The sequence below is a fragment of the Brenneria roseae subsp. americana genome (genome assembly GCF_003115815.1).
Lineage (GTDB): Bacteria > Pseudomonadota > Gammaproteobacteria > Enterobacterales > Enterobacteriaceae > Brenneria > Brenneria roseae.
In genome coordinates, this window is sequence record NZ_QDKJ01000012.1 from 25826 (window position 1) to 49562 (window position 23737).

General features: G+C 53.4%; 17 protein-coding genes, 1 tRNA gene and 1 pseudogene. 6 read left to right on the top strand and 13 right to left on the bottom strand.

The genetic code is table 11. The annotated features are described in order from the left end of the window. Window positions 1-2: 2 nt before the first annotated feature. The 3 genes from spoT to gmk are packed head-to-tail and all read right to left on the bottom strand — an operon-like array spanning window position 3 to window position 3074. Window positions 3-2102, bottom strand: a complete 2100-nt coding sequence (gene spoT / locus B4923_RS15020) for a bifunctional GTP diphosphokinase/guanosine-3',5'-bis pyrophosphate 3'-pyrophosphohydrolase (RefSeq protein ID WP_109055183.1) — start codon at window positions 2100-2102, stop codon at window positions 3-5. A gap of 18 nt (window positions 2103-2120) precedes the next feature. Next, the gene (gene rpoZ, locus B4923_RS15025) at window positions 2121-2396 is read right to left on the bottom strand and encodes a DNA-directed RNA polymerase subunit omega (protein WP_009115009.1); all 276 of its coding nucleotides are present in this window, start codon (window positions 2394-2396) and stop codon (window positions 2121-2123) included. Window positions 2397-2450: 54 nt separating this feature from the next. Further along, entirely contained in the window at window positions 2451-3074 is a 624-nt protein-coding gene (gene gmk, locus B4923_RS15030; protein WP_109055184.1) for a guanylate kinase, read from the bottom strand. Window positions 3075-3443: 369 nt separating this feature from the next. Between gmk and ligB the strand changes: the two genes are divergently transcribed. The 3 genes from ligB (at window position 3444) to B4923_RS15045 (ending at window position 7325) form a co-directional block, all read left to right on the top strand. Next, complete coding sequence (ligB, locus tag B4923_RS15035) at window positions 3444-5138, top strand: NAD-dependent DNA ligase LigB (protein ID WP_109055185.1); 1695 nt, start codon at window positions 3444-3446, stop codon at window positions 5136-5138. 300 nt (window positions 5139-5438) lie between these two features. Beyond that, the gene (eptB, locus tag B4923_RS15040; protein ID WP_109055186.1) at window positions 5439-7118 is read left to right on the top strand and encodes a kdo(2)-lipid A phosphoethanolamine 7''-transferase; all 1680 of its coding nucleotides are present in this window, start codon (window positions 5439-5441) and stop codon (window positions 7116-7118) included. A gap of 130 nt (window positions 7119-7248) precedes the next feature. After that, a tRNA-Pro gene (locus tag B4923_RS15045) sits at window positions 7249-7325 on the top strand. Window positions 7326-7547: 222 nt separating this feature from the next. On the opposite strand, the gene B4923_RS15050 is transcribed toward B4923_RS15045, so the two are convergent. The 7 genes and pseudogenes from B4923_RS15050 to B4923_RS15075 form a co-directional block, all read right to left on the bottom strand. Further along, a complete protein-coding gene (locus tag B4923_RS15050) occupies window positions 7548-8930 on the bottom strand; it encodes an MmgE/PrpD family protein (RefSeq protein WP_109055187.1) in 1383 nt (460 codons plus the stop codon). A gap of 70 nt (window positions 8931-9000) precedes the next feature. After that, complete coding sequence (locus B4923_RS15055; protein ID WP_109055188.1) at window positions 9001-10458, bottom strand: anion permease; 1458 nt, start codon at window positions 10456-10458, stop codon at window positions 9001-9003. A 29-nt stretch (window positions 10459-10487) separates the two neighbouring features. Continuing rightward, complete coding sequence (locus B4923_RS15060; protein WP_109055189.1) at window positions 10488-11921, bottom strand: MmgE/PrpD family protein; 1434 nt, start codon at window positions 11919-11921, stop codon at window positions 10488-10490. Between the two features lie 282 nt (window positions 11922-12203). Then, a complete protein-coding gene (locus tag B4923_RS15065; RefSeq protein WP_109055190.1) occupies window positions 12204-14264 on the bottom strand; it encodes a sigma-54 interaction domain-containing protein in 2061 nt (686 codons plus the stop codon). A 429-nt stretch (window positions 14265-14693) separates the two neighbouring features. Then, window positions 14694-14777 (bottom strand): annotated as a pseudogene (locus B4923_RS21105) (hypothetical protein); the annotation flags it as partial. 2 nt (window positions 14778-14779) lie between these two features. After that, complete coding sequence (locus B4923_RS20800; RefSeq protein ID WP_146187263.1) at window positions 14780-15106, bottom strand: hypothetical protein; 327 nt, start codon at window positions 15104-15106, stop codon at window positions 14780-14782. Between the two features lie 3 nt (window positions 15107-15109). Then, window positions 15110-16315: a BaiN/RdsA family NAD(P)/FAD-dependent oxidoreductase gene (locus B4923_RS15075; protein WP_109055192.1), complete on the bottom strand. Its 1206-nt coding sequence runs from the start codon at window positions 16313-16315 to the stop codon at window positions 15110-15112. A gap of 270 nt (window positions 16316-16585) precedes the next feature. Between B4923_RS15075 and pitA the strand changes: the two genes are divergently transcribed. Further along, on the top strand, window positions 16586-18091 hold the full coding sequence (gene pitA, locus B4923_RS15080) for an inorganic phosphate transporter PitA (RefSeq protein WP_109055193.1): 1506 nt from the start codon (window positions 16586-16588) through the stop codon (window positions 18089-18091). Window positions 18092-18203: 112 nt separating this feature from the next. On the opposite strand, the gene uspB is transcribed toward pitA, so the two are convergent. Beyond that, on the bottom strand, window positions 18204-18539 hold the full coding sequence (uspB, locus tag B4923_RS15085; RefSeq protein WP_109055194.1) for a universal stress protein UspB: 336 nt from the start codon (window positions 18537-18539) through the stop codon (window positions 18204-18206). A gap of 536 nt (window positions 18540-19075) precedes the next feature. Between uspB and uspA the strand changes: the two genes are divergently transcribed. Continuing rightward, window positions 19076-19516 (top strand): universal stress protein UspA, encoded by a 441-nt coding sequence (gene uspA, locus B4923_RS15090; RefSeq protein ID WP_109055195.1) that lies wholly within the window; start codon window positions 19076-19078, stop codon window positions 19514-19516. 114 nt (window positions 19517-19630) lie between these two features. Here the strand turns inward: uspA and rsmJ are convergent, their stop codons facing one another. Then, a complete protein-coding gene (gene rsmJ, locus B4923_RS15095) occupies window positions 19631-20371 on the bottom strand; it encodes a 16S rRNA (guanine(1516)-N(2))-methyltransferase RsmJ (protein ID WP_425428633.1) in 741 nt (246 codons plus the stop codon). Between the two features lie 11 nt (window positions 20372-20382). After that, the gene (prlC, locus tag B4923_RS15100; RefSeq protein ID WP_109055197.1) at window positions 20383-22425 is read right to left on the bottom strand and encodes an oligopeptidase A; all 2043 of its coding nucleotides are present in this window, start codon (window positions 22423-22425) and stop codon (window positions 20383-20385) included. Window positions 22426-22822: 397 nt separating this feature from the next. Between prlC and B4923_RS15105 the strand changes: the two genes are divergently transcribed. Continuing rightward, a complete protein-coding gene (locus B4923_RS15105; RefSeq protein ID WP_109055198.1) occupies window positions 22823-23665 on the top strand; it encodes a 23S rRNA (adenine(2030)-N(6))-methyltransferase RlmJ in 843 nt (280 codons plus the stop codon). Window positions 23666-23737: the final 72 nt, after the last annotated feature.

The window sequence follows — 23737 nt, forward strand, 5'->3', positions numbered from 1 at the left end:
ATTTAATTTCGGTTACGGTTAACTTTTATCACATCCGGCATCACGCGGATCTTACGCATAATGTTGGCCAGATGAACGCGGTCGAGCGTGGTAAGGCGGATAAACGCGCTGTATACGCGGCCGTCTCTTTCTTCCGTATTGATACTTTGAATATTGGAGTTCGCGGCATTAATCGCTGCCGTCAGATTGGCCAATGCGCCCTGATGGTTAAACATATCCACCTTAATTTCAGCAATAAACTCTTGCTCGGTCACTTTATCCCATTCAACCGCCATGAACTTCTCGGGTTCTTTCTGGTAGCCGCGGATATTACGACAGGATTCGTGGTGGATCACCAGCCCTTTTCCCGGACTGACGTGGGCAATAATGGGATCGCCCGGGATAGGTCGGCAGCATTTCGCGAAGGAAATCATAACGCCATCCGCGCCCTTAATTGGCAATTTGCGCAACCCGGTATTCCCCTGCTGGGATTGTTCGTTGAGCAGGTTTTTCGCCACCACCACGCTCATGGCATTACCCATACCGATTTCCGCCATCAGATCGTCCAGCGTCGCGAGCTTCATTCTCTCCAGCTCAAGCTGAATGTTCTTTTCCGGAATATCTGACAGTTTACGGCCGCTTCCCAGCGCGTGATTCAGCAAACGCCGCCCCAGGCTGACCGAATCATCACGTTTGAGGTTTTTCAGCATCTGCCTGATTTTGGCGCGCGCGCGCGAGCTGACGACGAAATTCAGCCAGGCCGCATTCGGTCTTGCGCCTGGTGCGGTAATGATTTCAACGGTTTGTCCGCTGGTCAGCGATTGAGATAGCGGGTAAGGCTGCCGGTCCACTCTGGCTCCGACGCAGGCATGACCAATGTCTGTGTGTACGGCATAGGCAAAATCCACCGGCGTCGCGCCTGCGGGCAATTCCACAATTCTGCCTTCCGGCGTGAACACATACATTTCATCTGGAAAGAGATCGGACTTAACGCTTTCGATAAACTCAAAGGAGCTGCCTGCGCTCTGCTGTAATTCCAGCAGGCTTTGCATCCAGCGTTGCGCCCGAACCTGTGCGGTGGTGCTGCTTTCGCCTTCTTTGTAAGCCCAATGCGCGGCAACGCCCATTTCCGCCATCTGATCCATATCATCGGTGCGGATTTGTACTTCCACCGGTACGCCATGCGGACCAATCAGCGAGGTATGCAGCGATTGATAGCCGTTGGCCTTGGGGATGGCTATATAGTCTTTTACCCGTCCGGGACGCGGTTTATACAGGCTGTGTACCTGACCTAACACGCGATAACAGGTGTCCACTTCCTTAACGATGACCCGAAAGGCGTAAATATCCATAATCGAATGGAAACGCTGTTCTTTCAGGTGCATTTTGCAGTAGATAGAGTAAAGGTGTTTTTCGCGACCGCTGACTCGGCAGGCCATTCCGGCTTCGGTCAAGCGCCCCTCAATCTCGGCGAGGATTTTTTGAATCATCTCTTTCCGGTTACCACGGGCAGCTTTGACGACTTCTTTAATCACGCGGTAACGGTTGGGGTAAAGCGCTTCAAAACCCAGCTCTTCAAGCTCGGTTTTTAGATGGTGAATACCCAGTCGGTGAGCCAACGGGCTGTATATTTCCAACGTTTCACGGGCAATACGGCGCCGTTTGTCCGGGCGCAGCGAACCCAGTGTACGCATGTTATGGGTGCGGTCAGCCAGTTTGATCAGAATGACGCGGATATCCTGCACCATCGCCATGATCATTTTGCGAAAGTTTTCAGCCTGCGCTTCTTTCTTATCGCGAAACTTCAGTTTATCCAGCTTGGAAACGCCCTCTACCAGTTCAGCAACGCTTTTACCAAAAAGCTGTTCCATATCCTGATAGGTGGCGGGCGTATCCTCTATCACATCATGCAATAATGCGGCCATCAGCGTTTCATAGTCGAGACGCATCTCGGCCAGAATACAGGCCACCGCGACCGGATGAGTGATATAAGGTTCGCCGCTGGAGCGAGTCTGCCCCTCGTGAGCATCACGTGCAACGAGATACGCCTGCTGTAAACGTTTTATCTGGTCTTCCGGCAGATAACGTTGAATCAGCAGATTAAGGCTTTCGAAAATGTACAAAGGCGACTCGTGGGCTAATTAACGACGGCCTTCAGCAATCGCGGTAACCGCCTGAATTTCCGCGGCTTCCTGCTCTTGCTGCTCCTGACGGTCACGAACGTCCAGAATCTGGGCGTTGATCAGACCTTCTTCGATCTCACGCAGCGCGATCACGGTGTACTTATCGTTTTCTTCCGGTACCAGCGGATCTTTACCGCCTGTCTGGATCTGACGGGCGCGACGAGCAGCGACCAACACCAGGTCAAAACGGTTACCAATTTTCTCTACAGCGTCTTGAACAGTTACGCGTGCCATAAATGTGCTACTCCACAGGAAATAAAATGACTGCGCATCATACTGAAAGAGGCGTCAGTCTGCCAATAGTTTGGTGATTAATGCACCATGCCGTACTTTTTGTCTGCTCAGAAGCAGACGTTCTGCGCGAATAATGGTTTTCAGGTCAAGCAAAGCCAGATCGAAATCGTCATTCACAATTAAATAATCATACTCGCTGTAGTGTGTCATTTCAGCTACCGCCTGCGCCATACGGCGGGCGATAATCTCTTCACTATCCTGCCCCCGGCCTCGCAGGCGGCGTGCCAGTTCCTCTTTCGACGGAGGCAGTATGAAAATACTGCGCGACTGCGGCATCTGGCTACGGATTTGCTGAGCGCCCTGCCAGTCAATATCCAGAAACACGTCTACGCCCGTCGCTAATATCTGTTCGATGGCTAGCCGGGATGTCCCGTAGTAATTGCCGAAAACCTCAGCATATTCCAGGAATTCTTTTTCCTGAATCATACGCTTGAATTCATCAACGGAGACAAAGAAATAGTGCTCGCCGTGCTTCTCTCCCGGCCTTTGGTCACGAGTGGTATGTGAAATCGATACCTGCGTGTCATACAACGGCTGCGTTTTTAATAGCGCCTGAATCAAACTTGATTTTCCTGCCCCACTGGGAGCGGAAACGATATATAACGTGCCTTGAGCCATAGTGAAGTTTTATTAATTACGATTATTGGAATATACCAGTCATCTTTCAATCTTCAGGCTATGCGATCTGAGCGTTGAAATATAATCGGTACAGATGCGGCAGGATGCGCATTTCCCACATTATACACACCGATATGCCATCAGTCGCGCTGCGATAAATATCAGCGCCGAATGTTTTTCTCTTATGCCATTCAATTTTCGGCTTGCCAATACGTTTAATTCAATTTGCGTAGCCGATTCCTGCGGCTTTTCCCTCTGTTGTAAGTCGTAAAGCATCTTGAGGAGCGCTTTGCATTTTTCCTTTTTCGGGCTCGTTTTACTTCTGTCACTGCGTTTTACTGCGGCATCTTTCTGATGCAGGGAGGCGGTATGGATTGCTGGCTCAGACAATTATTCATTCTGGTGTTGTCCGGTTTTATCAGTTGTGTCTCGATAGCGGCATCGGTTTGCCCCGATTGGTCGGTGGTTCGTGCGGATAAAGAAATCGATACGTTACAAAAGCAGTTGGAAAGCTGGGATGACGCTTACTATAGGTTGGGACAGAGCCAGGTTGATGATGAGGTGTATGACCAACTCAGAAAACAGTTGGACCATTGGCAAATCTGTTTCCATCCTGATGCCGAGTCCGCTCGTATCAAGCTGCCCGATAACGGTAAACAAACTCATCCTGTGGCGCATACCGGTTTGAAAAAGCTCGCTGACCGCAGGCAACTGATGCAGTGGATAGGGCAACGTAAGGACGTCTGGGTTCAGCCCAAGGTAGACGGTGTGGCGGTAACCTTGGTTTATCAGCAGGGAAAGCTGACATCCGCCATCAGTCGCGGAAATGGCCGGCAAGGAGAGGACTGGACAGCCAAGGTGCGGGATATTCCGGGGGTTCCGCAAACGTTAGAACATTCGCCCGCCACGCTGGTGTTGCAGGGTGAGCTTTTTCTCAACGTCACCGATCATCGGCAACAGCGGCAAGGTGGAATTAACGCCCGGTCGCTGGTCGCCGGAGAAATGCGTCGGCACCAATCTTCAGCGATATTATCGCGCATCGGGGTTTTTATCTGGGAATGGCCGGATGGCCCAGCAACGTTGTCTGAACGTCTTGAGGCGTTACGGACGATGGGATTTGGCATGACTGCCGACTATACCCATCGCATTGCTTCGTTCGAGGAGGCTGAGAAATGGCGGGATGTCTGGTATCGCAGTCCTCTGCCTTTTGTGACCGACGGCGTGGTAATTCGACAAGATAAAGCGCCGGAGGGGCGCTATTGGCGCGATACGCCCGCCGATTGGGCCATAGCCTGGAAATATCCTCTGGTGCAACGGGTTGCTGAAGTTAATGGCGTGGTGTTCTCGGTTGGCCGGACAGGGAAAATTACCGTGGTGCTGAACCTTAATCCACTACAGTTGGATGACAAGTCTGTCCGTCGGGTACATGTTGGTTCGCTATCTCGCTGGAGGCAGTGGGATGTGTTACCAGGGGATCAGGTCACGATTGGTTTGGCCGGACATGGGATCCCCCGACTGGATAGCGTGGTCTGGAGAGTGGCGGAACGCCCGGTGATTATCCCCCCGGCAGAAAGTGATTTTCATACTTTCAGCTGCTTTCAGTACAGCTCGGCGTGCCAACAGCAGATGCTTGCCCGGCTATCCTGGCTGAGTGGAGAGCATGGGCTCAATCTTGGCGGTATCAGCGAAGGGATATGGCGGCGTTTGGTAGAAAAAGGCATGCTGAATGATATTTTATCCTGGCTAACGCTGACGTCAGAACAGGTAAAGTCGGTGGAAGGGATGGGTGACAAGCGGGCAGATAGCATCTATGAGCGTCTGCAAACGGCCCGCCGTCAACCCTTGTCACGTTGGCTACTGGCGCTGGGCGCACCTGTCCCGAAGTCGGCAAGAAAAGCGCTGGAAAATACGCATTGGCAGCAGCTACAGCAGCGCACTGCGTTGCAATGGCAGCAATTTTCAGGCATTGGCGCCAGACGGGCTGAAGAGATCATGGCTTTTTTACAGCATCCGATCATTGTTGAGTTTATTGCACGGTTGGATAGCGAAGGGATTAAAATATAACGCATTGGCGATCAACGGTCTGCGGTTAAATGTGACATCAATGCTTTTAATGCCAGATGCTTAACGTTCAGGATTTTGAAAAACTGGTGAGAATCACCCGCTTTTTCCGCATTGTTTGTCAGAATTTAGTGCTGATAAATATATGTTTTTATTATTTATGATCTATTTGTTGTTGTTTTTAAGGAGTATTACCCTGTTTAAAGGAAAGATTCTTCTTGTTTGGTGGTTTGAACTACGGCATAGCGCCGTTGTCGTATAGCTTCAGATAATAAAATAAGTTTTGCTGGAGCACTTGTTGCAATGAAGTTTGTTCATTCTTTATCACACCAGAAGTTATCATTTGTCCTGGCAATTTATATCGGTCTTTTCCTCAACCTCTCCGTATTTTATCGACGGCTTGATGCCTTCCCCATTCCATCAGGTAAAACGATCCCGGCGTTTATTCCTGCACTGATAGAATTGACGGCCTGTATATTATTCACCTTTTTTCTGATGCGCATCATTTCACTCGGGGGACGCCATTTTTACCGTGTGGTGGCATCACTGCTGGTTCTGATTTCTGTTGCTGCCAGCTATTACATGACGTTTTTTAATGTCGTTATTGGCTACGGCATTATTGCGGCGGTAATGACAACCGACGTTGATCTTTCCAAAGAAGTGGTCGGCTTACACTTTGTGCTATGGATGGTCGCGGTCAGCGTATTGCCGCTGTTTCTGATTTGGAAAAATACGTTACGCCATACGCTGATTGAGCAATTGACCTCGCCCGGAAAGCGCCTGATGCCATTGACGATTTTGGCGGTGGTGGTGGCGCTTGTCTGGTTGCCAATTCGCTATATGGATAAGGTCCAGTCGGTATCAGAAAAGCTCTCCAATGTTGATCTTCCCAGCTATGGCGGTGTGGTGGCTCACTCCTATCTTCCCTCCAACTGGATATCGGCATTAGGTTTGTTCGCCTATACCAAATATGACGAAAGTCAGGATTCATCAAACCTCTTCGATCCGGGTAAGCATTTCACATACATTCCACCGAAGGGGATTGAGGATACCTATGTGGTTTTCATCATTGGTGAAACAACTCGCTGGGATCATATGGGGTTACTGGGATACGAACGGGATACGACACCGAAGTTGTCCAAGGAGCGGAATCTGGTCGCTTTCCGGGGGCAATCTTGTGATACCTCAACCAAGCTTTCCCTGCGTTGTATGTTCGTGCGCGAAGGCGGGACGGAAGATAACCCGCAGCGGACATTGAAAGAGCAAAACATTTTCGCCGTGATGAAAGAGCTGGGATTCACCTCTGAGCTTTTCGCAATGCAAAGCGAAGTATGGTTCTACAACAGTATTGAGGCGGATAATTACTCTTTCCGTGAAATGATTGCGTCTGAAAAACAAAATGATGGTAAGTCAGTGGATGACATGTTGCTGGTGGATGAAGTGAAGGAATCCCTGGCTTATTATCCGAAAGGAAAACATTTGATTGTGCTGCATACCAAGGGGTCGCATTATCTTTATTCCATGCGCTATCCCCGCAGCTATGCCCGTTATCAGCCGGAGTGTCTGGGCGTGGATGCTTCTTGCTCTCGCGAACAGCTAATTAACGCGTTTGATAACAGTGTGCTGTATACCGATAGTTTTATCGATCGGGTCATTGATCAGGTCAGGGATAAAAAAGCGTTGGTGTTCTATGCCTCCGATCACGGCGAATCCATCAATGATAATTATCACCTGCATGGTACTCCGCGTGATATGGCGCCGCCGGAGCAGTTTCGCTCTCCCATGATGGTATGGGCATCGGATAAATTTCTGGCTGAACCCAATAACATGAATGCGTTTGATCAGCTCAAGGCGCAGCAGCGGATCGGTAAGACCCATCGTCACGAAGAGCTGTTTGATACCATTTTGGGGTGTCTGGGATATACCTCGCCCGACGGTGGTATCAACCCGAAAAACAACTGGTGTAATAAGCCGTCCAGTTGATAAAAATATCCGACAGGGATGTCGGTGGAAGGATGATAGAAGGGTGGTCGGACACTTTACAAACAGGCATAATCCTTTTTCTAAAAAGGGATTGACGCTTCAATAGGGTCGCAGTAATATGCGCCGCACTCGGTGAGTGGCGCAGCCTGGTAGCGCACTTCGTTCGGGACGAAGGGGTCGGAGGTTCGAATCCTCTCTCACCGACCAAATTGATTTTCGGCGAATATCTGGAATAGACGATTTCACCGAAAAATAAACAAACCCGCGGATCCTTACTGGATTGGCGGGTTTTTTTACGTCCGTAAGCGTTCAGCCTGAACCATATTGGCGTTTATTCGGCGCTGAGAATGATATCTCAGCGCCGCAGTTCATTCACCTGGTCGATACAGTCTGCCAGGCCGTTGACGAGTCCGCGCCCGAACTGGAACCTCACAGGCGGAACATGCACAGTCCGGTGAGATCGCGATGGGCCGGCATGTCGAGCAGGAAGTCCAGCAGCCTTTCTCCCATCGCGGGAGACCAGCCTCCATAGATGATATTCCCACGGAATTTGCGCACCAGATCGTCGTGGGACAGGGGGGCGCGTGAACTGCCGCGCATATAGGGCTGGCGGATTTCACGTACCTTGCCGTCACGGAAGGTGACCTTGATGTGGCCGGTGTAGTTGGCCGGGTACTCGTTGTTCGGATCGACGACGTAGCGGATCTTCTTGGCTAGCTGCACAATCTTGGCATCGTGGACGAGTTCCTCGGCGAATTGCGCCAGCCCCGCATCCTTCTCGAAATAGGCCATGGCCATGCACCAGGGGACGCTGAATTTGGCGGCGTAGCCGTTGCCGGGCTGGTGCTTTTCCGCCAGTGGCTCCCACAGCCGATGGACGTAACCGTCGCTCGTTTCGCAGAGAATGTCGACGATGTCGTCCGGATCGTGGTTTTCGGCCGCCAGGCGGATCATGCAATCCATGTAGGGATGGGTCATGGTGCCGCTGGCAAAGGGTTTGAAGGTCAGGCCGTCGATCCGCCAGTTCTCGCCCACGCCTTCGGTGAGATGCTCGAAAGCGGGTTGCGCCGTCGGCGCGAAGGCATGATAGAAGCTGTGCTTGCCGTCGAACACCCGCCGCGGCGCGAGAAAGCCCTGCTGGGCGATGCGGGCGGCGCGATAGCCGGCCTGTGCGGCCCAGCCGGGATGCAGGCGCTTGGTCCACGCCCCTTCCGCCAGATATTCGATGATGCCCGAGGCAAGGCTGCCGGCGACGCCGAAGGCGCTGGCCATGGTCTGCGGACTCAGGCCGAGTGCGGCGGAAACGCCAGCGGCGGCGCCAAACGGTCCGATTGCGGCGGTGGGATGGAAGCCCTGCGCGTGGATCTTGCCCGGCGCGACAGCGTTGAGCCGGCTCGCGGCTTCCATTCCGACGGCGACGCCGAGCATCAGGTTCTTGCCGCTCAGGCCGAAGCGTTCGGTGGCCGCCAGCACGGCCGGGACGGCGAAGCATCCGACATGGAGGGGGGAGCCCTCCAGCGTGTCGTCGAAGTCCTCGCCGTGGATGGCGGCCCCGTTCACCATGGCCGCTCCCGCCGCATCAAGGGCTCTGGACTGGCCCGGCACGGTGCATTCGCCGTCACTGTCGCAACTGTCGATAAGCTGGCGCACATAGGGGGCGTGTCGCCCGGAGATAATCAGGCCGAAGCAGTCGATAAGATCATCAAGAATGACGCCGCGGGTTTTTTCCGGAATATCCTCGTAGCGGATCTTGGCGAGGCTCTGGGCGAAGCGTTCGCTGACGCTGAGGTCCGTAGTAGCAGACTGGCTCATGTTGGAACTCCTTAAAAGATGTTATGAATCAAAAGAATAGAAAATCGTCGCATTAACGCGCCGGGCATCTTTAGATCAGACCCACCATCCTCCACCAGATCGGGCCGATACCCAGGTAAATGGTCAGGAACACGACGCAGAACAGCAGGCCGAGCAGCCAGAAGGGCCGCAGGGGGATATAACCGGAATCGTAGAAGATCGGTCCGGAACCCAGTCCGTAATGCGTGATGCCGCCCATCAAATTACTGGCGAAGCACAGACCCAGCACGCCGAGCACCGGCGGTGTCCCAACCGCCAGGATGACGCCCAGGAAGGCCGGATACATGGAGGCCACATGCGCCGTCGCGCTGGCGAAGAAGTAATGCGCGAGCACATAAATCACGCACAACAGGATAAATGCCGCATACCAATCAAATCCGCTGACGTAGCCTGCCAACTGTTCGCTCATCCACGGAATGAGGCCGAGTTTATTGAGGAAATTGGCCATCATGACCAGAGCGGAAAACCAGATGAGCGTATTCCAGGCGCCCTTTTCCGCGGCCAGGTCGGACCAGGATAAAACCCGTGTCAGCAGCAGAATGGCGAGACCGATCAGGGCGGCAATGGTGGCGTTGACTTTGAACATCATGTCGCCGATGGTCCACAGCCCGATCAAGCCGACGAACACACCAAGCATGATGTACTCGCTACGCGTAATCTTCCCCATCGCCGTTAGCTTCTCTTTGGCTAGGGCCGCAGCCTCGGGGCTTTTCTTGATCTCGGGCGGCCACACCACCATCAGGATCAGCGGCAGTATAGTCAGGCACAGGAGACCGGGGACGGCACCCGCCAGGGCCCAGGTGCCCCAGGTGATTTCCACGCCGACGTCGCGGGCGAAGCCGACCATCAGCGGGTTGGACGCCATGGCCGTCAGGAACATCGCCGAGATGACCAGATTGCCCTGGAATGCGTTGGACATCAGGAACGAGCCGATGCGCCGACCGGTGCCCTTGGCCGGATCGCTGTCATAGGCGAGCGAGATCGCCAACTGCAAGGGGAACAGGATGCCGCCGAGACGCGCGGTGTTGGAAGGGATTACGGGAGCCAGGACGATATTGGTCAACGTCGTGGCGTAGGCCAGACCAAGGGGCGTTTTGCCCACCATGCTCATGAACAGATAGGCGATGCGGTTGCCCAGTCCGGTCTTGAGGAAGGCGCGCGAAATAAAGAACGCGCTGCAGATAAGCCAGATGGTCGTATCGCTGAAGCCGCTCAAGGTCTGCGCAGGCGTCAGCGTCTGGGTCAGTCCCGTCACGGCGATGGCGGTGAGGGCGATGACCGCCATCGGGTAGGGTTTGGTCATAAAGCCGACGATCGTCGCCACGAAGATGGCGAACAGCTGCCAGGCCTTGGGATCGAGGCCGGCTGGACTTGGGATCAGCCAGATAACCAGGAACGTACCGACCCATGCCAGGTGCGGCCAGTACGTCGCGAGAAAATGTTTTGAGGGCGTTTTCCCTGCTGGAGGAATACCTTGAATGTTTACCATAATGGTCTCTCCGGGTTGCGGAATTATTATTATTCGTGCAGAAGTGTCGTCAGAATCGAGACGTCCTTCAGGTCCAAAATCCTCCAGGCGTGGTCAATCAATCGCACGGTGGCGGCGTTGCTAAGCACGCCTTCGGCGCAACTGAAAACCTTGCCTTCGAGTTCGGCGTCGGTGATGGGATTATCGGGCCCGCCGCGGTAGCGCTCGTCGGCGTCGCCGCGGAACGAGCGGCCATCCTTGAGGACGATCTCGATGCTCGATCGCATCTTGTCGAAACCTTTGGCCTCGATGGTCGGATCGAACTGGCAGGAAATACGTTGCTGCATTGCCTGCATGGCGTCGCTGCCAACAAAAGCGTCGGAGAATTCCCGTTTACCGGCCTTGCCGCTGAGTACCATCATGGCCAGGATCGCCGGCAGCGAGAATTTGGCTTGCAGGTGGTTCTTCGCGATCGGGTAGCGGATTGGGTTCAAAATATTCGAGCCGGCGCGCAAGATGATCCGTTCAACCTCGCCGCTATTGACGCCATTGTCCCTGACCAGCTTCAGCATCAGGTCGGCGGACGGATGAGTCAGCACGCCGCAGGGATAAGGCTTGATGCTCACCCCCGGCCGGTCGATGCTCCAGGTCTGGCCGAAGCCTTGCGCGATCTTGTCTGGCGAAACACCGCCGCCGAGCACGGCGCAAAAGCCCCAGATTCCGTCCAGCGCAGAGGGATCGGCGGTATAGCCGGCCTTGGCGAGGATGGCGGCGGTGATGCCGTTCTCGCAGGCGCGGCCGACATGCAGCGATTTAGTCATGGTGCCGAAATTGACGCGGATGCCGGCGGCGAGGCTCGCGGCGATGCCGAAACCCCAGCGCAGCGTGTCACCTTTTAGGCCAAGCACTTTGGCGGCGGCCGCATAGGCGCCGAACGTGCCGACCGTACCGCTGGAATGGAAGCCGCGTCGATAGTGCTGCGGCAGCATCCATTCCGAGATCTTCGTCTCGACTTCGAATCCGGTCATGAACGCCAGCATGAAATCCATGCCGGAGACGCCGCCGCGCATCTGCGCGGCGACCAGGGCGCCGGTAAGGGAAGGCATGGTCGGGTGGGTGAGGAGACCATACACGTGATCGGGGTCGAGGCTGACCTGGGAGTCATCCCAGTCGTGCACGTGACCGGCGGTCCCCATGACACGCGCTGCGATGGGCGCGGGTACCCTGATGCCGGGATCGCCGAGGAGCAGGGCTTCTCCCTTGCCGCCGGTGTCTTTTGCGACCTTCGCCAGAATGCTCACGCATTCATGGTCCGAGCCGGCTACGTACAGTCCAAGGCCGTCGAGCAGGCAACGGGTGCCGACGCGCAGCACTTCCGTCGGCATGTCGCCGAAGACGACGGTTTCGACGAATCTCGCCGCGTCCCGTGTCATGGTCGTGTCGGCCGGGACGGTAGTGAAAGGGTTGTTTTGAATTGACGTCATGATGTCTGGAGTCTCCGTGAGGTATGATGCAGTTGTTTGATGCGCTCGTTATGCAGGAGATATGCCAAATTCACAACGCATTGAAATTGCTTATAAAATAAGAATATCAGCGATATTTATAGCAACTATTGGGATATTGGACCGACCTAATCCATCCCAATAGTCGCGTCGTGCTTTAATATTTTTTCCGCCGTGCGGTGTCTTGCAGGGTCTGTGCATTGCGGTGAAGCCCGCTTCCGGCGGTGGATCTCACACCGGTCCGGCGCGGCCTTTGCCTTCCGCTCATGGTTTTACGCGGTTGACATAGTTCAGAAATTCGCGACCAAGAGGCGTGATTTCGGTGCCCTGTTTGGTTGAGCCCGCGTGCAGCATGTCGTGGCGCTTCAGCACGCCGAGATGGCGCCTCAGCGCCGGATAGGTGATGTCGTCGTCGTTGTTCTTCAGCAGGCTGAACAGCGGCTCCCGCCCCATGTTCCGGCCCTTGGTCTTTGTGCTGTAGATGGACAGGATCGCTTTGCAGATGTCCAGAGTGCCGTTCTTCATCAGTTCTTCGCGGAGGGTGGCAAGCAGCATCTGCTCCTTCTCGTCGACGTTCGGTGAATAGCTGGCCGATTGAAAGTAGCGCGGTAGATCGGCGATGGTGCAGGTGCGGCCCGAAGGCACGACCGTGCACAGATAGGTGACCATGTTCTGTAACTCGCGCACATTGCCCGGCCAGTCGTAGGTGTTGCAGAAGTCCTCCAGCGCCCTGTCGAACTTCAGATTGTGGGCGTGATGCGTTTCGGCGAAATGCTTGGCCAGGAGTAGCACGTCGCCTTTGCGCTTGCGCAGCGGCGGAATGTACAAGGGGCAGGTGCAAATTCGATAGAACAGATCCTGGCGGAACTGTTTGTCGCGGATCATGGCGCCGAGGCTTTCGTTGGTGGCGGCGATGACGCGCACGGAGATCGGCAGCACCCGCTCGCCGCCGATGCGGCGCACCTCCCGCTCCTCCAGCACCCGGAGCAGCCGGGCCTGCACGCCGAGCGAGGCGCTTCCCAGTTCGTCCAGAAAGATCGTACCGTTGTGGGCCTGCTCGAACAGGCCGGGTTTGCCGCCACGGCGCGCGCCGGTGAAAGCGCCCTCCTCGTATCCGAACAGCTCGCTCTCGGCCAAGGTCTCCGGCAGCGCGGAGAAGTTGAAGGCGACGAACGGGCCGTTGGCGCAGGCGGAAGCCTGGTGGATGGACTGGGCGAAGAGTTCCTTGCCCGTTCCGCTCTCGCTCTCCAGTAGCACAGTCAGAGAGGTGTCGGCGAACTTGCGCGCTATCTCCACCGCCTGCCGGATGGCCGGAGATTTCCCCAATATGTCGGCGAAGGAATATTTCGCCGTCAGTCCCGTCCCTTTCAGCTTGCGTCTGACCTTGTTCTCCAGTTCCTGGACCCGATTGACGGGTTTCACGATGATGATCGCGCCGATATTCCCCCCGATCGGCTCGGCGACGGGCTTGATCTGGAGAACGTAGTACAGATTGTTGATCCTGGTGACGATTTCCTCGTTGCTGTTCTCGTAATAATACGAGAAGGGATGCTCCAACTCGGTGAAGACGTCCCCGAAGCGCAACGCATCGGTCTTGCCGACGCTCGCGATCAGGCCTTCGGCGGCGTGGTTCTTGAAGATGATGGCGCCTTTCTCGTCGATACCGAGGATGATCTCGTCGATGTTGTTGATGATTGTATCTCGGCGCGTTCTGAGTTTGTTGCTGCGGCGCGCCGTCTCGAAAACGGAATCCATGTAGGTGTGGGCGATGGCGTTGAGCACGTTGTCGGAAATGGAGAGCGCCCGCAGGATCTCGGCATAGGTCGTGATGGTGATGTCCTTCACGCCGAGATCGATGAATTCCATGCCGTCGGGAACGTTTTTCTTTCTGCCGGCGCCGATGGCGACAGCCTGGTCCATGTCCGCAGGCTCTGGACCGCCGGGGTAATACGGGGATATGTCGAGATGATTGATCCCGAAGCGGGCAATTTCCCACATGAGGTATTTCGCCCTCTCCAGTGAATTGTCGACCGCCAGCACATGGGTCCCCTTGGGCAATTCGAGAAGCCGGTCGAAGTTCGATGGGTTTACGAATCGACCCGCCAGCAGTATCGGGGTGCCGTCAGGGAGAATTCGCTTGGCGTATTCATAGGTGCCGGGATAGGTCGCGAGGTACAGGTCGTAGCCGCGCGGCGGCGCATTGGCGCTGGTCTCGAGGCACCAGCACATGATCTCGGCGTATTCACCGATCAGCGATCTCAGGCGCGCGCCCATGGCGTCGCAGACGACCTCCGCCAGCCCGATTACACACAGTTTCTTTTTCATCTTCTTCTTCCCCCTCGCTGGTGAAGGAAATCGTGCTGATACCTGGCACACTTCGATGTCTGCGTAATGCTTCCCATCATTGAAAATGATTCAGGTAGTTGATTGAAATCGTTCCAAGCCGATTTCTTAGTGCGCAATTTATATCGCTTGAATGTACGACAAATCTTTTTCAAAATATGATGTGCTTATCAAGTTGGCTGATAAACGCAGTGAAGAAGCGAGTTAAAAAATTTGAACTGTTTGATAAATTGAGTACGATTTTTGTAGAAGAGATAAATGCTGGATTTAAGCGCGAATTCATTGTCGTAAGGCGTTTTTTTAATTATTTATAAAAAGAACAGATTTTCTTAATAAATTAGGTAACCTTACTGATCCTTATTTATAAAAGATATTACTGCGATACTCACCGTATCTAAAGAACGCCGATGCTCCGATCATACCTAAAAATGCACCGCCAATTCTGGCGCCAAACATCAGGGCCACAATGAGAAAACACAATTTGCTCCAAAACATAGTTAGCCCAAGATTATTACGGAGTAAATGCCAGACATGTTTTTATTTAAAGGGAAAGCGATATCGGCCTGAATAAGGCTTACCGAAACCAAACGCTCCGTGATGATATAAAAGTTGCCTGCCGATTTTCCGCCTGTCTCCATGGCGAGAATAATGATATTTTCATCCGGTTCGGTATGGTCAGACAATAATAACGCCAGCATAAAGCCGGTTAAAAAAGCATTTCCTGCTCTCCGCATATCGGCAGGTTCAATATAACCGGGCTGCCATTCAGTTATTTCCTTAAACCGCGAAGTAATAAACTTTCTTATGATTATGGCAATGTACAAACTTTATTTTCCCATCACAACCGGCAGTGCCTGCGCACAAGCCCAGGCTGAACTCCATGCCCATTGAAAGTTGTAGCCGCCGAGCCAGCCGGTGACGTCAACGACTTCACCAATGAAGTAAAGCCCCGCGACTTTATTGGTTTCCATTGTTTTGGAAGAGAGCTCGCGGGTATCTACGCCGCCCAGCGTAACCTCTGCCGTCCGATAGCCTTCCGTACCGTTGGGCTGTATCCGCCACTGCTGGATGTTTGTTTCAATTTGCTGTTGTTGGGTGTGATTTAACTGCTTCAGCGTGACATCCGGCAGTTGCCCCAGCGTTTGCAGACATTCCACCAGGCGTTTGGGAAGCCACTGCGCCAATGTGTTTTTCAGGCTTTGGTTGGGGTGAGACACCCGTTCATCGTTAATCAGCGCAGATAAATCCTGATTGGGCAACAAATTGATGGTGATGAACTCACCGGGCTGCCAATAGCTGGATAATTGCAGCACCGCCGGGCCGGAGAGGCCGCGATGCGTAAACAGAATATTTTCCCGGAAGGTAACCCCGTTTTCTGCGGTGATCAGCGCGGGGACGGAGACGCCCGATAACGTTTGCAGGTGTTCCAGCAAGGGTTTATGCAGCGTAAACGGCACTAAGGCGGCCCGCGTTGGCAAAACATTCAACCCGAATTGTTGAGCCAACTGATAGCCAAAGGGGGTTGCGCCCAGTCCCGGCATGGACAGACCACCGCTGGCAATCACCAGCGAGGTACAGTGCAGCGTGGCGCCGCTGACCAATTGCAGGATAAAGGTGTCTTCTGATTTTTCCACCGAGGTCACTTCACTGCGCAGCCGTATCGTCACGTTGGCCTTTTCGCATTCGGTCACCAGCATATCGACGATCTGCTGGGCGGAATCATCACAAAAGAGCTGGCCGAGCGTTTTTTCGTGATAGGCGATTTGGTAGCGGTTCACCAGGCTGATGAAATCCCACTGGGTATATCGCGCCAGCGCTGATTTGCAGAAATGTGGATTTTGCGACAGATAGGCCGCAGGTTCGACGTACATGTTGGTAAAGTTGCAGCGTCCCCCACCGGACATCAATATCTTGCGGCCAGCCTTTTTACCATTATCGAGTAACAGTACGCGCAGTCCACGCCGCCCCGCCTGCGCGGCGCAGAACAACCCCGCAGCGCCGGCGCCAATAATGACAACGTCAAACTGTTCCACAATGCTTTCTCCGGTTAAGGCTCGAGTATTTCTGGCGGGTGGTGAACTATCAGGACGGCAAATTGTAGTGTTCGTTGTTGCCGGATGCCAGCGTAACAATTTGCGTGCTTCGGTAAAAATATGTAATAGATTGATTTTTATTAATTAAATTATTTTGACGTTATATCGCACTCTATACTATGTCAAAAAAAGTTCATATTTCCCTTTTCCCAACCCCCGCTTGTCGCAGATAATGCGCCGCGTTCATGACCACTAACTGGCCTAACGCTTATGCTACATTTATTTGCCGGACTGGATTACTACACCGGCCTGATGTTGATCCTGGCTTTGTTGTTTGTATTATTTTATGAAGCTATCAATGGCTTCCACGATACAGCAAATGCTGTTGCTACCGTTATCTATACCCGAGCCATGCGTGCGCAGTTCGCCGTTGTTATGGCTGGCTTGTTTAACTTTTTGGGCGTATTGCTGGGCGGGCTAAGCGTTGCTTATGCGATTGTCCACCTGCTGCCTACCGATTTATTACTGAATGTCAGTTCCGCTCATGGCCTGGCGATGGTTTTTTCCATGCTGCTGGCGGCGATCATCTGGAATCTCGGAACCTGGTATTTCGGTATCCCGGCTTCAAGTTCGCATACTTTGATCGGTTCCATTATCGGTATTGGTTTGACTAACGCGCTGTTGACGGACACGTCAGTGGTGGACGCGCTCAATGTACCTAAGATGATCAGTATTTTCCTGTCGTTGATTCTGTCGCCCATTGTGGGGATGATTGTCGCCGGGATGATGGTTTTCTTCTTGCGCCGTTTCTGGAACAACAGTAAAAAACGTCAACGTGTTCACCTGACGCCTGTCGATCGCGAGAAACAGGACGGTAAGCGCAAGCCACCTTTCTGGACGCGTACCGCACTGATTTTATCCGCTATCGGGGTCAGCTTTTCCCACGGTGCGAATGATGGTCAGAAGGGCATCGGTCTGATTATGCTGGTTCTGATCGGAGTGGCGCCGGCCGGGTTTATCGTCAATATGAACGCATCCGGCTACGACATCAGTCGAACCCGCGATGCGGTTGTCAATTTGCAGGAATACTACCAGCAGCACGGTGAAGCGCTGATGCATGTTATCGATCTTTCGCCACCGTTGATTCCTGCGCCGGAAAAAACGATTCCCGCAAACGGACAGGCCGAATTCCACTGCGATAGTTCACGCGTCATGCTTGCCATTGAGCATGCCGCAGGACAGTTGAATAACCTGAAGGGCTACGATCAGTTAAATGCGGAAGATCGTGGCAAAGTACGCCGTTTGCTGATGTGTATTGCCGATACCATGGATCGGATTATCAAGCTGCCGGAAACGCCGTCAGAAGATAAACGTTACCTGAGCAACCTGCGTAAAGACCTGTTGCAGACTATCGAATACGCGCCGATTTGGATCATCATCGCGGTAGCGCTGGCCCTTTCTCTGGGTACGATGGTGGGTTGGAAACGTGTCGCCACCACAATCGGCGAGAAGATTGGCAAGAAAGGCATGACCTATGCGCAGGGGGTTTCCGCACAGGTTACCGCGGCGTTGTCGATTGGTGTGGCGAGCTACACCGGGATGCCGGTTTCGACTACCCACGTCTTGTCATCGGCGGTTGCCGGGACAATGATTGTCGACGGCGGCGGCGTTCAGAGTAAAACAGTGAAAAATATTATGTTGGCCTGGGTGCTGACGCTGCCAGTTTCGTTGATACTGTCTGGCACACTGTATTGGCTGGCGTTAAAGCTGATCTAGCGCTCCCTGTAATTCGAAATCGATTGGGTATAGCGTATAAAAAAGGCGATTCTGTAAGGGATCGCCTTTTTGCTATCTGTAACGATTCATTATTTCATTACCAAATTGGTTGTCAGTACCAAATCAGCATCGCAATTAAACTGATAACGACCAATCCACACAGCGCGGTTGTCAGCAGGAACTGCCCTCGCACCCTTTCACAGCGGCGCATAAATTCGGGATCGTGGTGTTCGAGATAACGCTGTGCGTAGATATAGCGTACCAGTCTGATTTGTTTGCTTGGCTGACCATGTGATGTGAAAAAACCACCCCCATCAACGTATTGGTAAAGCAGCGGATCGCAATCTCGCAGAACCAGCAGTAATACGCGTAATGAGGAATAATATCGCGCCATATTGATGATACAGACAACACATAAAGCCCAGAAAAGCGCAAATGTACTGATCATGCTCCCCTCCCGGTAGATGTTATTCGTCAGGTGTCATCGTGCACGACATCTTGCCGACAATATCCCTGCGAATACTTATGCCACACGTTTTCACGCGATTTTATTGTGTTCCCGGATAGCCAATGGTTTTGACGGCTAACCCGATTGTCATTTTTCACCTGTCGAGGATGACGAAATGAAATTGTCCCCTCTTTTTTATTGTAGAAGAGGAACGCCTTTTTTTGCCATACCTGAAGGGGACCAATCACGCTACCCGGTTATTTTGTCTGGCGTAATATCCTTTTGGAAAGAAGAACCTGTGTGATTTAATGATGAAAAGAAGCGATTTCTACTATTCTTATAAAGAATATTGCGAAGATTGCCAGGTGTTGTGATTTGCCACGCTTTATTTGATTTTTGTTAAAATACGGCGTTGTGATCTGCTGAACATATCGGTGAGACAGCCGGGTGTTATCATATAAACAGCTGTTAAGTATCAGATTGGCAGGGAAAATATCTGCTGACCATTAATTAGTCTTTACGGAAGGAGTCTTATTATGGCTTACAAACATATCCTTATTGCTGTTGATCTTTCTCCGGAAAGTAAAGTGTTAGTGGAAAAGGCGGTCTCAATGGCAAGACCGTATAACGCAAAGGTTTCTTTAATCCATGTCGATGTGAACTACTCAGATCTCTACACCGGGCTGATTGATGTCAATCTGGGTGATATGCAGCAACGAATCTCCGAAGAAACCCAGAATGCATTGACCGATCTGTCTCAGAATGCGGGGTATCCTATTACCGAAACGCTCAGTGGTAGCGGCGATCTGGGGCAGGTACTGGTCGATGCGATCAGAAAATACGATGTGGATTTGGTGCTTTGCGGTCACCACCAGGATTTCTGGAGCAAACTGATGTCGTCCGCGCGTCAGCTAATTAACACGGTTCATATTGATATGCTGATTGTTCCGCTACGCGAAGATGAAGAGGACGAATAAAAATTCGCCTTATTTGATCGTCTTTTTTAGCAGACAAAAAAAGTTGCGGACGCCGTGCTGACGTAAGGTGTCGTGTAACAACGGCAGAACCCTCGCGAAAACGAGGGTTTTGTTCTATTGCGTAATCTGCGGCAGGTAGAAATCGAAACGATGGCTTTTGGTTTCGAGCATAGACTGCGCTGGAACGCCCGCCAGCGGCGGAGCGTAATCCGGTCGTTTTACCACAACGCGTTTCTTTGCCAGCTGCCGCGCCGGCGCCAGTAAGGCATCGGCGTCATCATCAGAACCCACCAGCGATTGAAATACCCGCATCTCTTTTTTCACCAGCGCACGCTTTTGCCGATGAGGAAACATCGGGTCGAGATAGACAACGTCGGGCGGTGGTGTGAGATCGCGTAGTGCTGTCAGGCTGGAAGCGTGCAGTAACGTAAGCCGCTCTCGCAGCCACGAACCGATTTCCGGGTCCTGATAGCCCCGTTGCAGCCCATCATCCAGCAGCGCCGCCACAACGGGATTGCGTTCTAACATCCGAACACGACAGCCCAGCGATGCCAGCACAAAGGCGTCTCTTCCCAATCCTGCCGTGGCATCGACCACATCGGGCAGGTAATCCTTTTTGATGCCCACGGCTTTGGCGACGGCCTCGCCGCGCCCGCCGCCGAAACGACGGCGGTGCGCCATCGGTCCGGCAACGAAATCGACGTAGATGGCGCCGAGTTTGGGTTCATCCTGCTTGCGCAGCTCCAGCCGTTCCGGCGTCAGCACCAGCGCCATCGTGGCGGCGGGATCGGAAACTAACCCCCAACGGTCGGCCAGCAGGGATAAGGCGCCGTAATCGGCGCCGTCCTCTGCCATCAGGCAAATATTCACCCTTTAATGCCGTAATGGTGCAACATGGCGTCCAGTTTAGGTTCCCGGCCGCGAAAGCGTTTGAACAATTCCATCGGCTCTTCAGAACCCCCGCGGGACAGGATGTTGTCCAGGAAAGACTGGCCGGTTTCGCGATTGAAAATACCTTCTTCTTCGAAACGGGAATAGGCATCGGCCGCCAGCACGTCGGCCCACAGGTAGCTGTAGTAGCCTGCGGCGTAACCGCCCGCGAAGATATGGCTGAAGGCGTGCGGAAAACGGCCCCAGCTCGGGCTGGGCACCACGGCAACCTGCGCTTTGATTTCAGCCAGCGTTGGCAGAATCTGCGCGCCTTTGGCGGGATCAAATTCGGCATGCAGACGGAAATCGAACAGGCCGAATTCCAGCTGACGCAGAATGAACAGCGCCGCCTGATAGTTTTTCGCCGCCAGCATTTTATCCAGCAGTTCCTGCGGCAGTGGCTCGCCGGTTTCGTAATGGCCGGAGATGAAGGCCAGCGCTTCCGGCTCCCAGCACCAGTTTTCCATAAACTGGCTTGGCAGTTCGACGGCATCCCACGGCACGCCGCTGATGCCCGCCACGCCGGCCGTATCGATCTGCGTCAGCATATGGTGCAGCCCGTGACCGAATTCATGGAACAGCGTGGTGACTTCATTGTGCGTGAACAACGCCGGTTTGCCGTTGACCGGACGGTTAAAGTTACAGGTCAGGTAGGCGACCGGTTTTTGCAGTTCGCCGTTGCCTTTACGCAGGCGACCTACGCAATCATCCATCCAGGCGCCGCCGCGTTTGTGTTCGCGGGCGTAAAGATCGAGATAGAAGCTGCCGCGCAGTTCGCCGCTTTCATCAAACAGGTCGAAGAAACGCACATCCGGATGCCAGACATCCACGTCTTTGCGCTCTTTTGCCGTAATGCCGTAAATACGTTTCACCACTTCAAACAGGCCGGCTACCGCGCGTTGCTCCGGGAAGTACGGGCGGAGTTGTTCGTCACTGATGGAATACAGATGTTGTTTTTGCTGTTCGCTGTAGTAGGTGATATCCCACGCCTGTAATTCGTCCACGCCGTAGTTCTCTTTGGCGAACGCGCGTAGCTGCGCCAGCTCGTCCTCAGCCTGAGGACGCGCGCGTTTTGCCAGATCGGTCAGAAAGTCGATAACCTGCTGTGGGCTTTCCGCCATTTTCGTGGCCAGAGATTTGTGTGCGTAGCTGTCAAAACCAAGCAATTGCGCCAGTTCATGGCGCAGCGCCAACTCTTCCGCCATGACGTCGCTGTTATCCCACTTCCCGGCATGCGAGCCCTGATCGGAAGCGCGGGTGGCGTAAGCGCGATACATTTCTTCACGCAGCGCCTGATTGGAACAATAGGTCATGACCGGCAGGTAGCTGGGGATATCCAGCGTCAGCAGCCAACCATCCTGCTCTTTGGATTCAGCCTGCGCTTTGGCGGCCGCCAAAGCGCTTTCCGGCATACCGTCAAGCTCGGCGACATCCGTCACCAGCTTGCTCCAGCCCATGGTGGCATCCAGCACGTTATTGCTGTACTGCGATCCCAGTTCTGACAGACGGGCGGCGATTTCACCATAGCGCTTCTGTTTTTCTGGCGGCAGACCGATACCGGACAACTCAAAATCGCGCAGTGCGTTATCGACGGATTTCTTTTGGGCAACGCTCAGGGTTGCATAATGTTCGCCGTCTTTCAGGCTGCGATAAGCCTGATAAAGCCCGGCGTGCTGACCCACCCAGGTGCTGTATTCGGACAACAGCGGCAGACACTGCTCGTAAGCGGTACGCAATTCCGCGCTATTTTTTACCGAGTTCAGATGGCTGATCGGTGAAAAAATGCGGCTAAGGCGATCGCTGCTGTCTGCTAGCGGCTGACAAAGATTTTCCCAGGTGAACGCTTCTGACTGAGCCACAACGCGTTCTACCGTTTGACGACATTCCTCCAGCGCAGTTTTTATTGCCGGGACAATATCTTCGATTTTAATGCTGGAAAACGGGGGCAGGGTGAATGGGGTCAGTAATGGATTCGTCATGGCGCAGTCCTGATAATTGTGGGTGGTCTCGTTGCCGTTATTGACTAACAAGGCGAATGTAACTTGCGGATTAATCACTAAGATGAGGTCAAGTTAGGTGAAAATCAATGGTTGCAGAGCATTCAAAAGTGAGAAGCGGATTTTTTGTGACGGACTATCAATGACCGTCACCTAACGCGTGTTGTTAACGCCGCGCCAAAAATTTCTCCCGGAAATTTTTTATCATCGCCGGTTCAGCGTCAGACAGTTTATACTGTCGCCATACCGTTCTTTATTTCCTGCCCGCTGGCGTTTCAACAACGCGACGCATACGCAGCAGGAACAGCATATAGGTCAAGTCGGCGTAATTAGCTGATCTACCTTGTTAATATCAAGTCATCGGAAAGCAATAATCATTATGCTAAGTTACCGCCATAGTTTTCACGCCGGCAATCATGCCGACGTGCTGAAACACACCGTTCAGAGCCTGATCATCTCTGCCCTGAAAGAGAAAGAGAAACCTTTTCTGTATCTGGATACCCACGCGGGCGCCGGGCGCTATCAACTCAGCGGCGAGCACGCCGAACGGACCGGGGAATATCTGGAGGGGATTGCCAAAATCTGGCAGCGCGATGATATTCCGGCTGAGCTCGAACCCTATATGCAGGCGGTGCGTACCTATAATCATAACGGACAGCTGCGTTATTACCCCGGCTCCCCGCTGATTGCCCGTCAACTGCTGCGCGAGCAGGACAAAATTCATCTGACGGAGCTGCACCCCAGCGATTTCCCGTTGTTACGCAATGAATTCCAGAAAGACGCCCGTTCCAAAGTACGACGCGAGGATGGCTACCAGCAGTTGAAATCGCAGTTGCCGCCGCTCTCACGCCGTGGTTTTGTGCTGATTGATCCGCCTTATGAACTGAAAACCGACTATCAGGCGGTGGTAAAAGGCATTCAGGACGGGCACAAACGTTTTGCCACCGGCGTATTTGCGCTGTGGTATCCGGTGGTGCTGCGTCAGCAAATCAAGCGGTTGCTGAAAGAGCTGGAAGCAACCGGGATCCGTAATATTCTGCAAATTGAACTGGCCGTGCTGCCGGATAGCGATCGGCACGGTATGACCGCTTCCGGGATGATTGTGATTAACCCGCCGTGGAAACTGGCTGCGCAAATGAAAAGCGTGCTGCCCTGGCTGCACAGCGTGCTGGTGCCTGCGGGAACGGGCCATACTCTGGTAGAGCAGATTGTCCCGGAGTAGGTTGGGCATCCCCGCACAGGTTAGCGTGGTTTGGTTTTTCCTATTATAGCCATAGGCATAAACTTTGTGGGG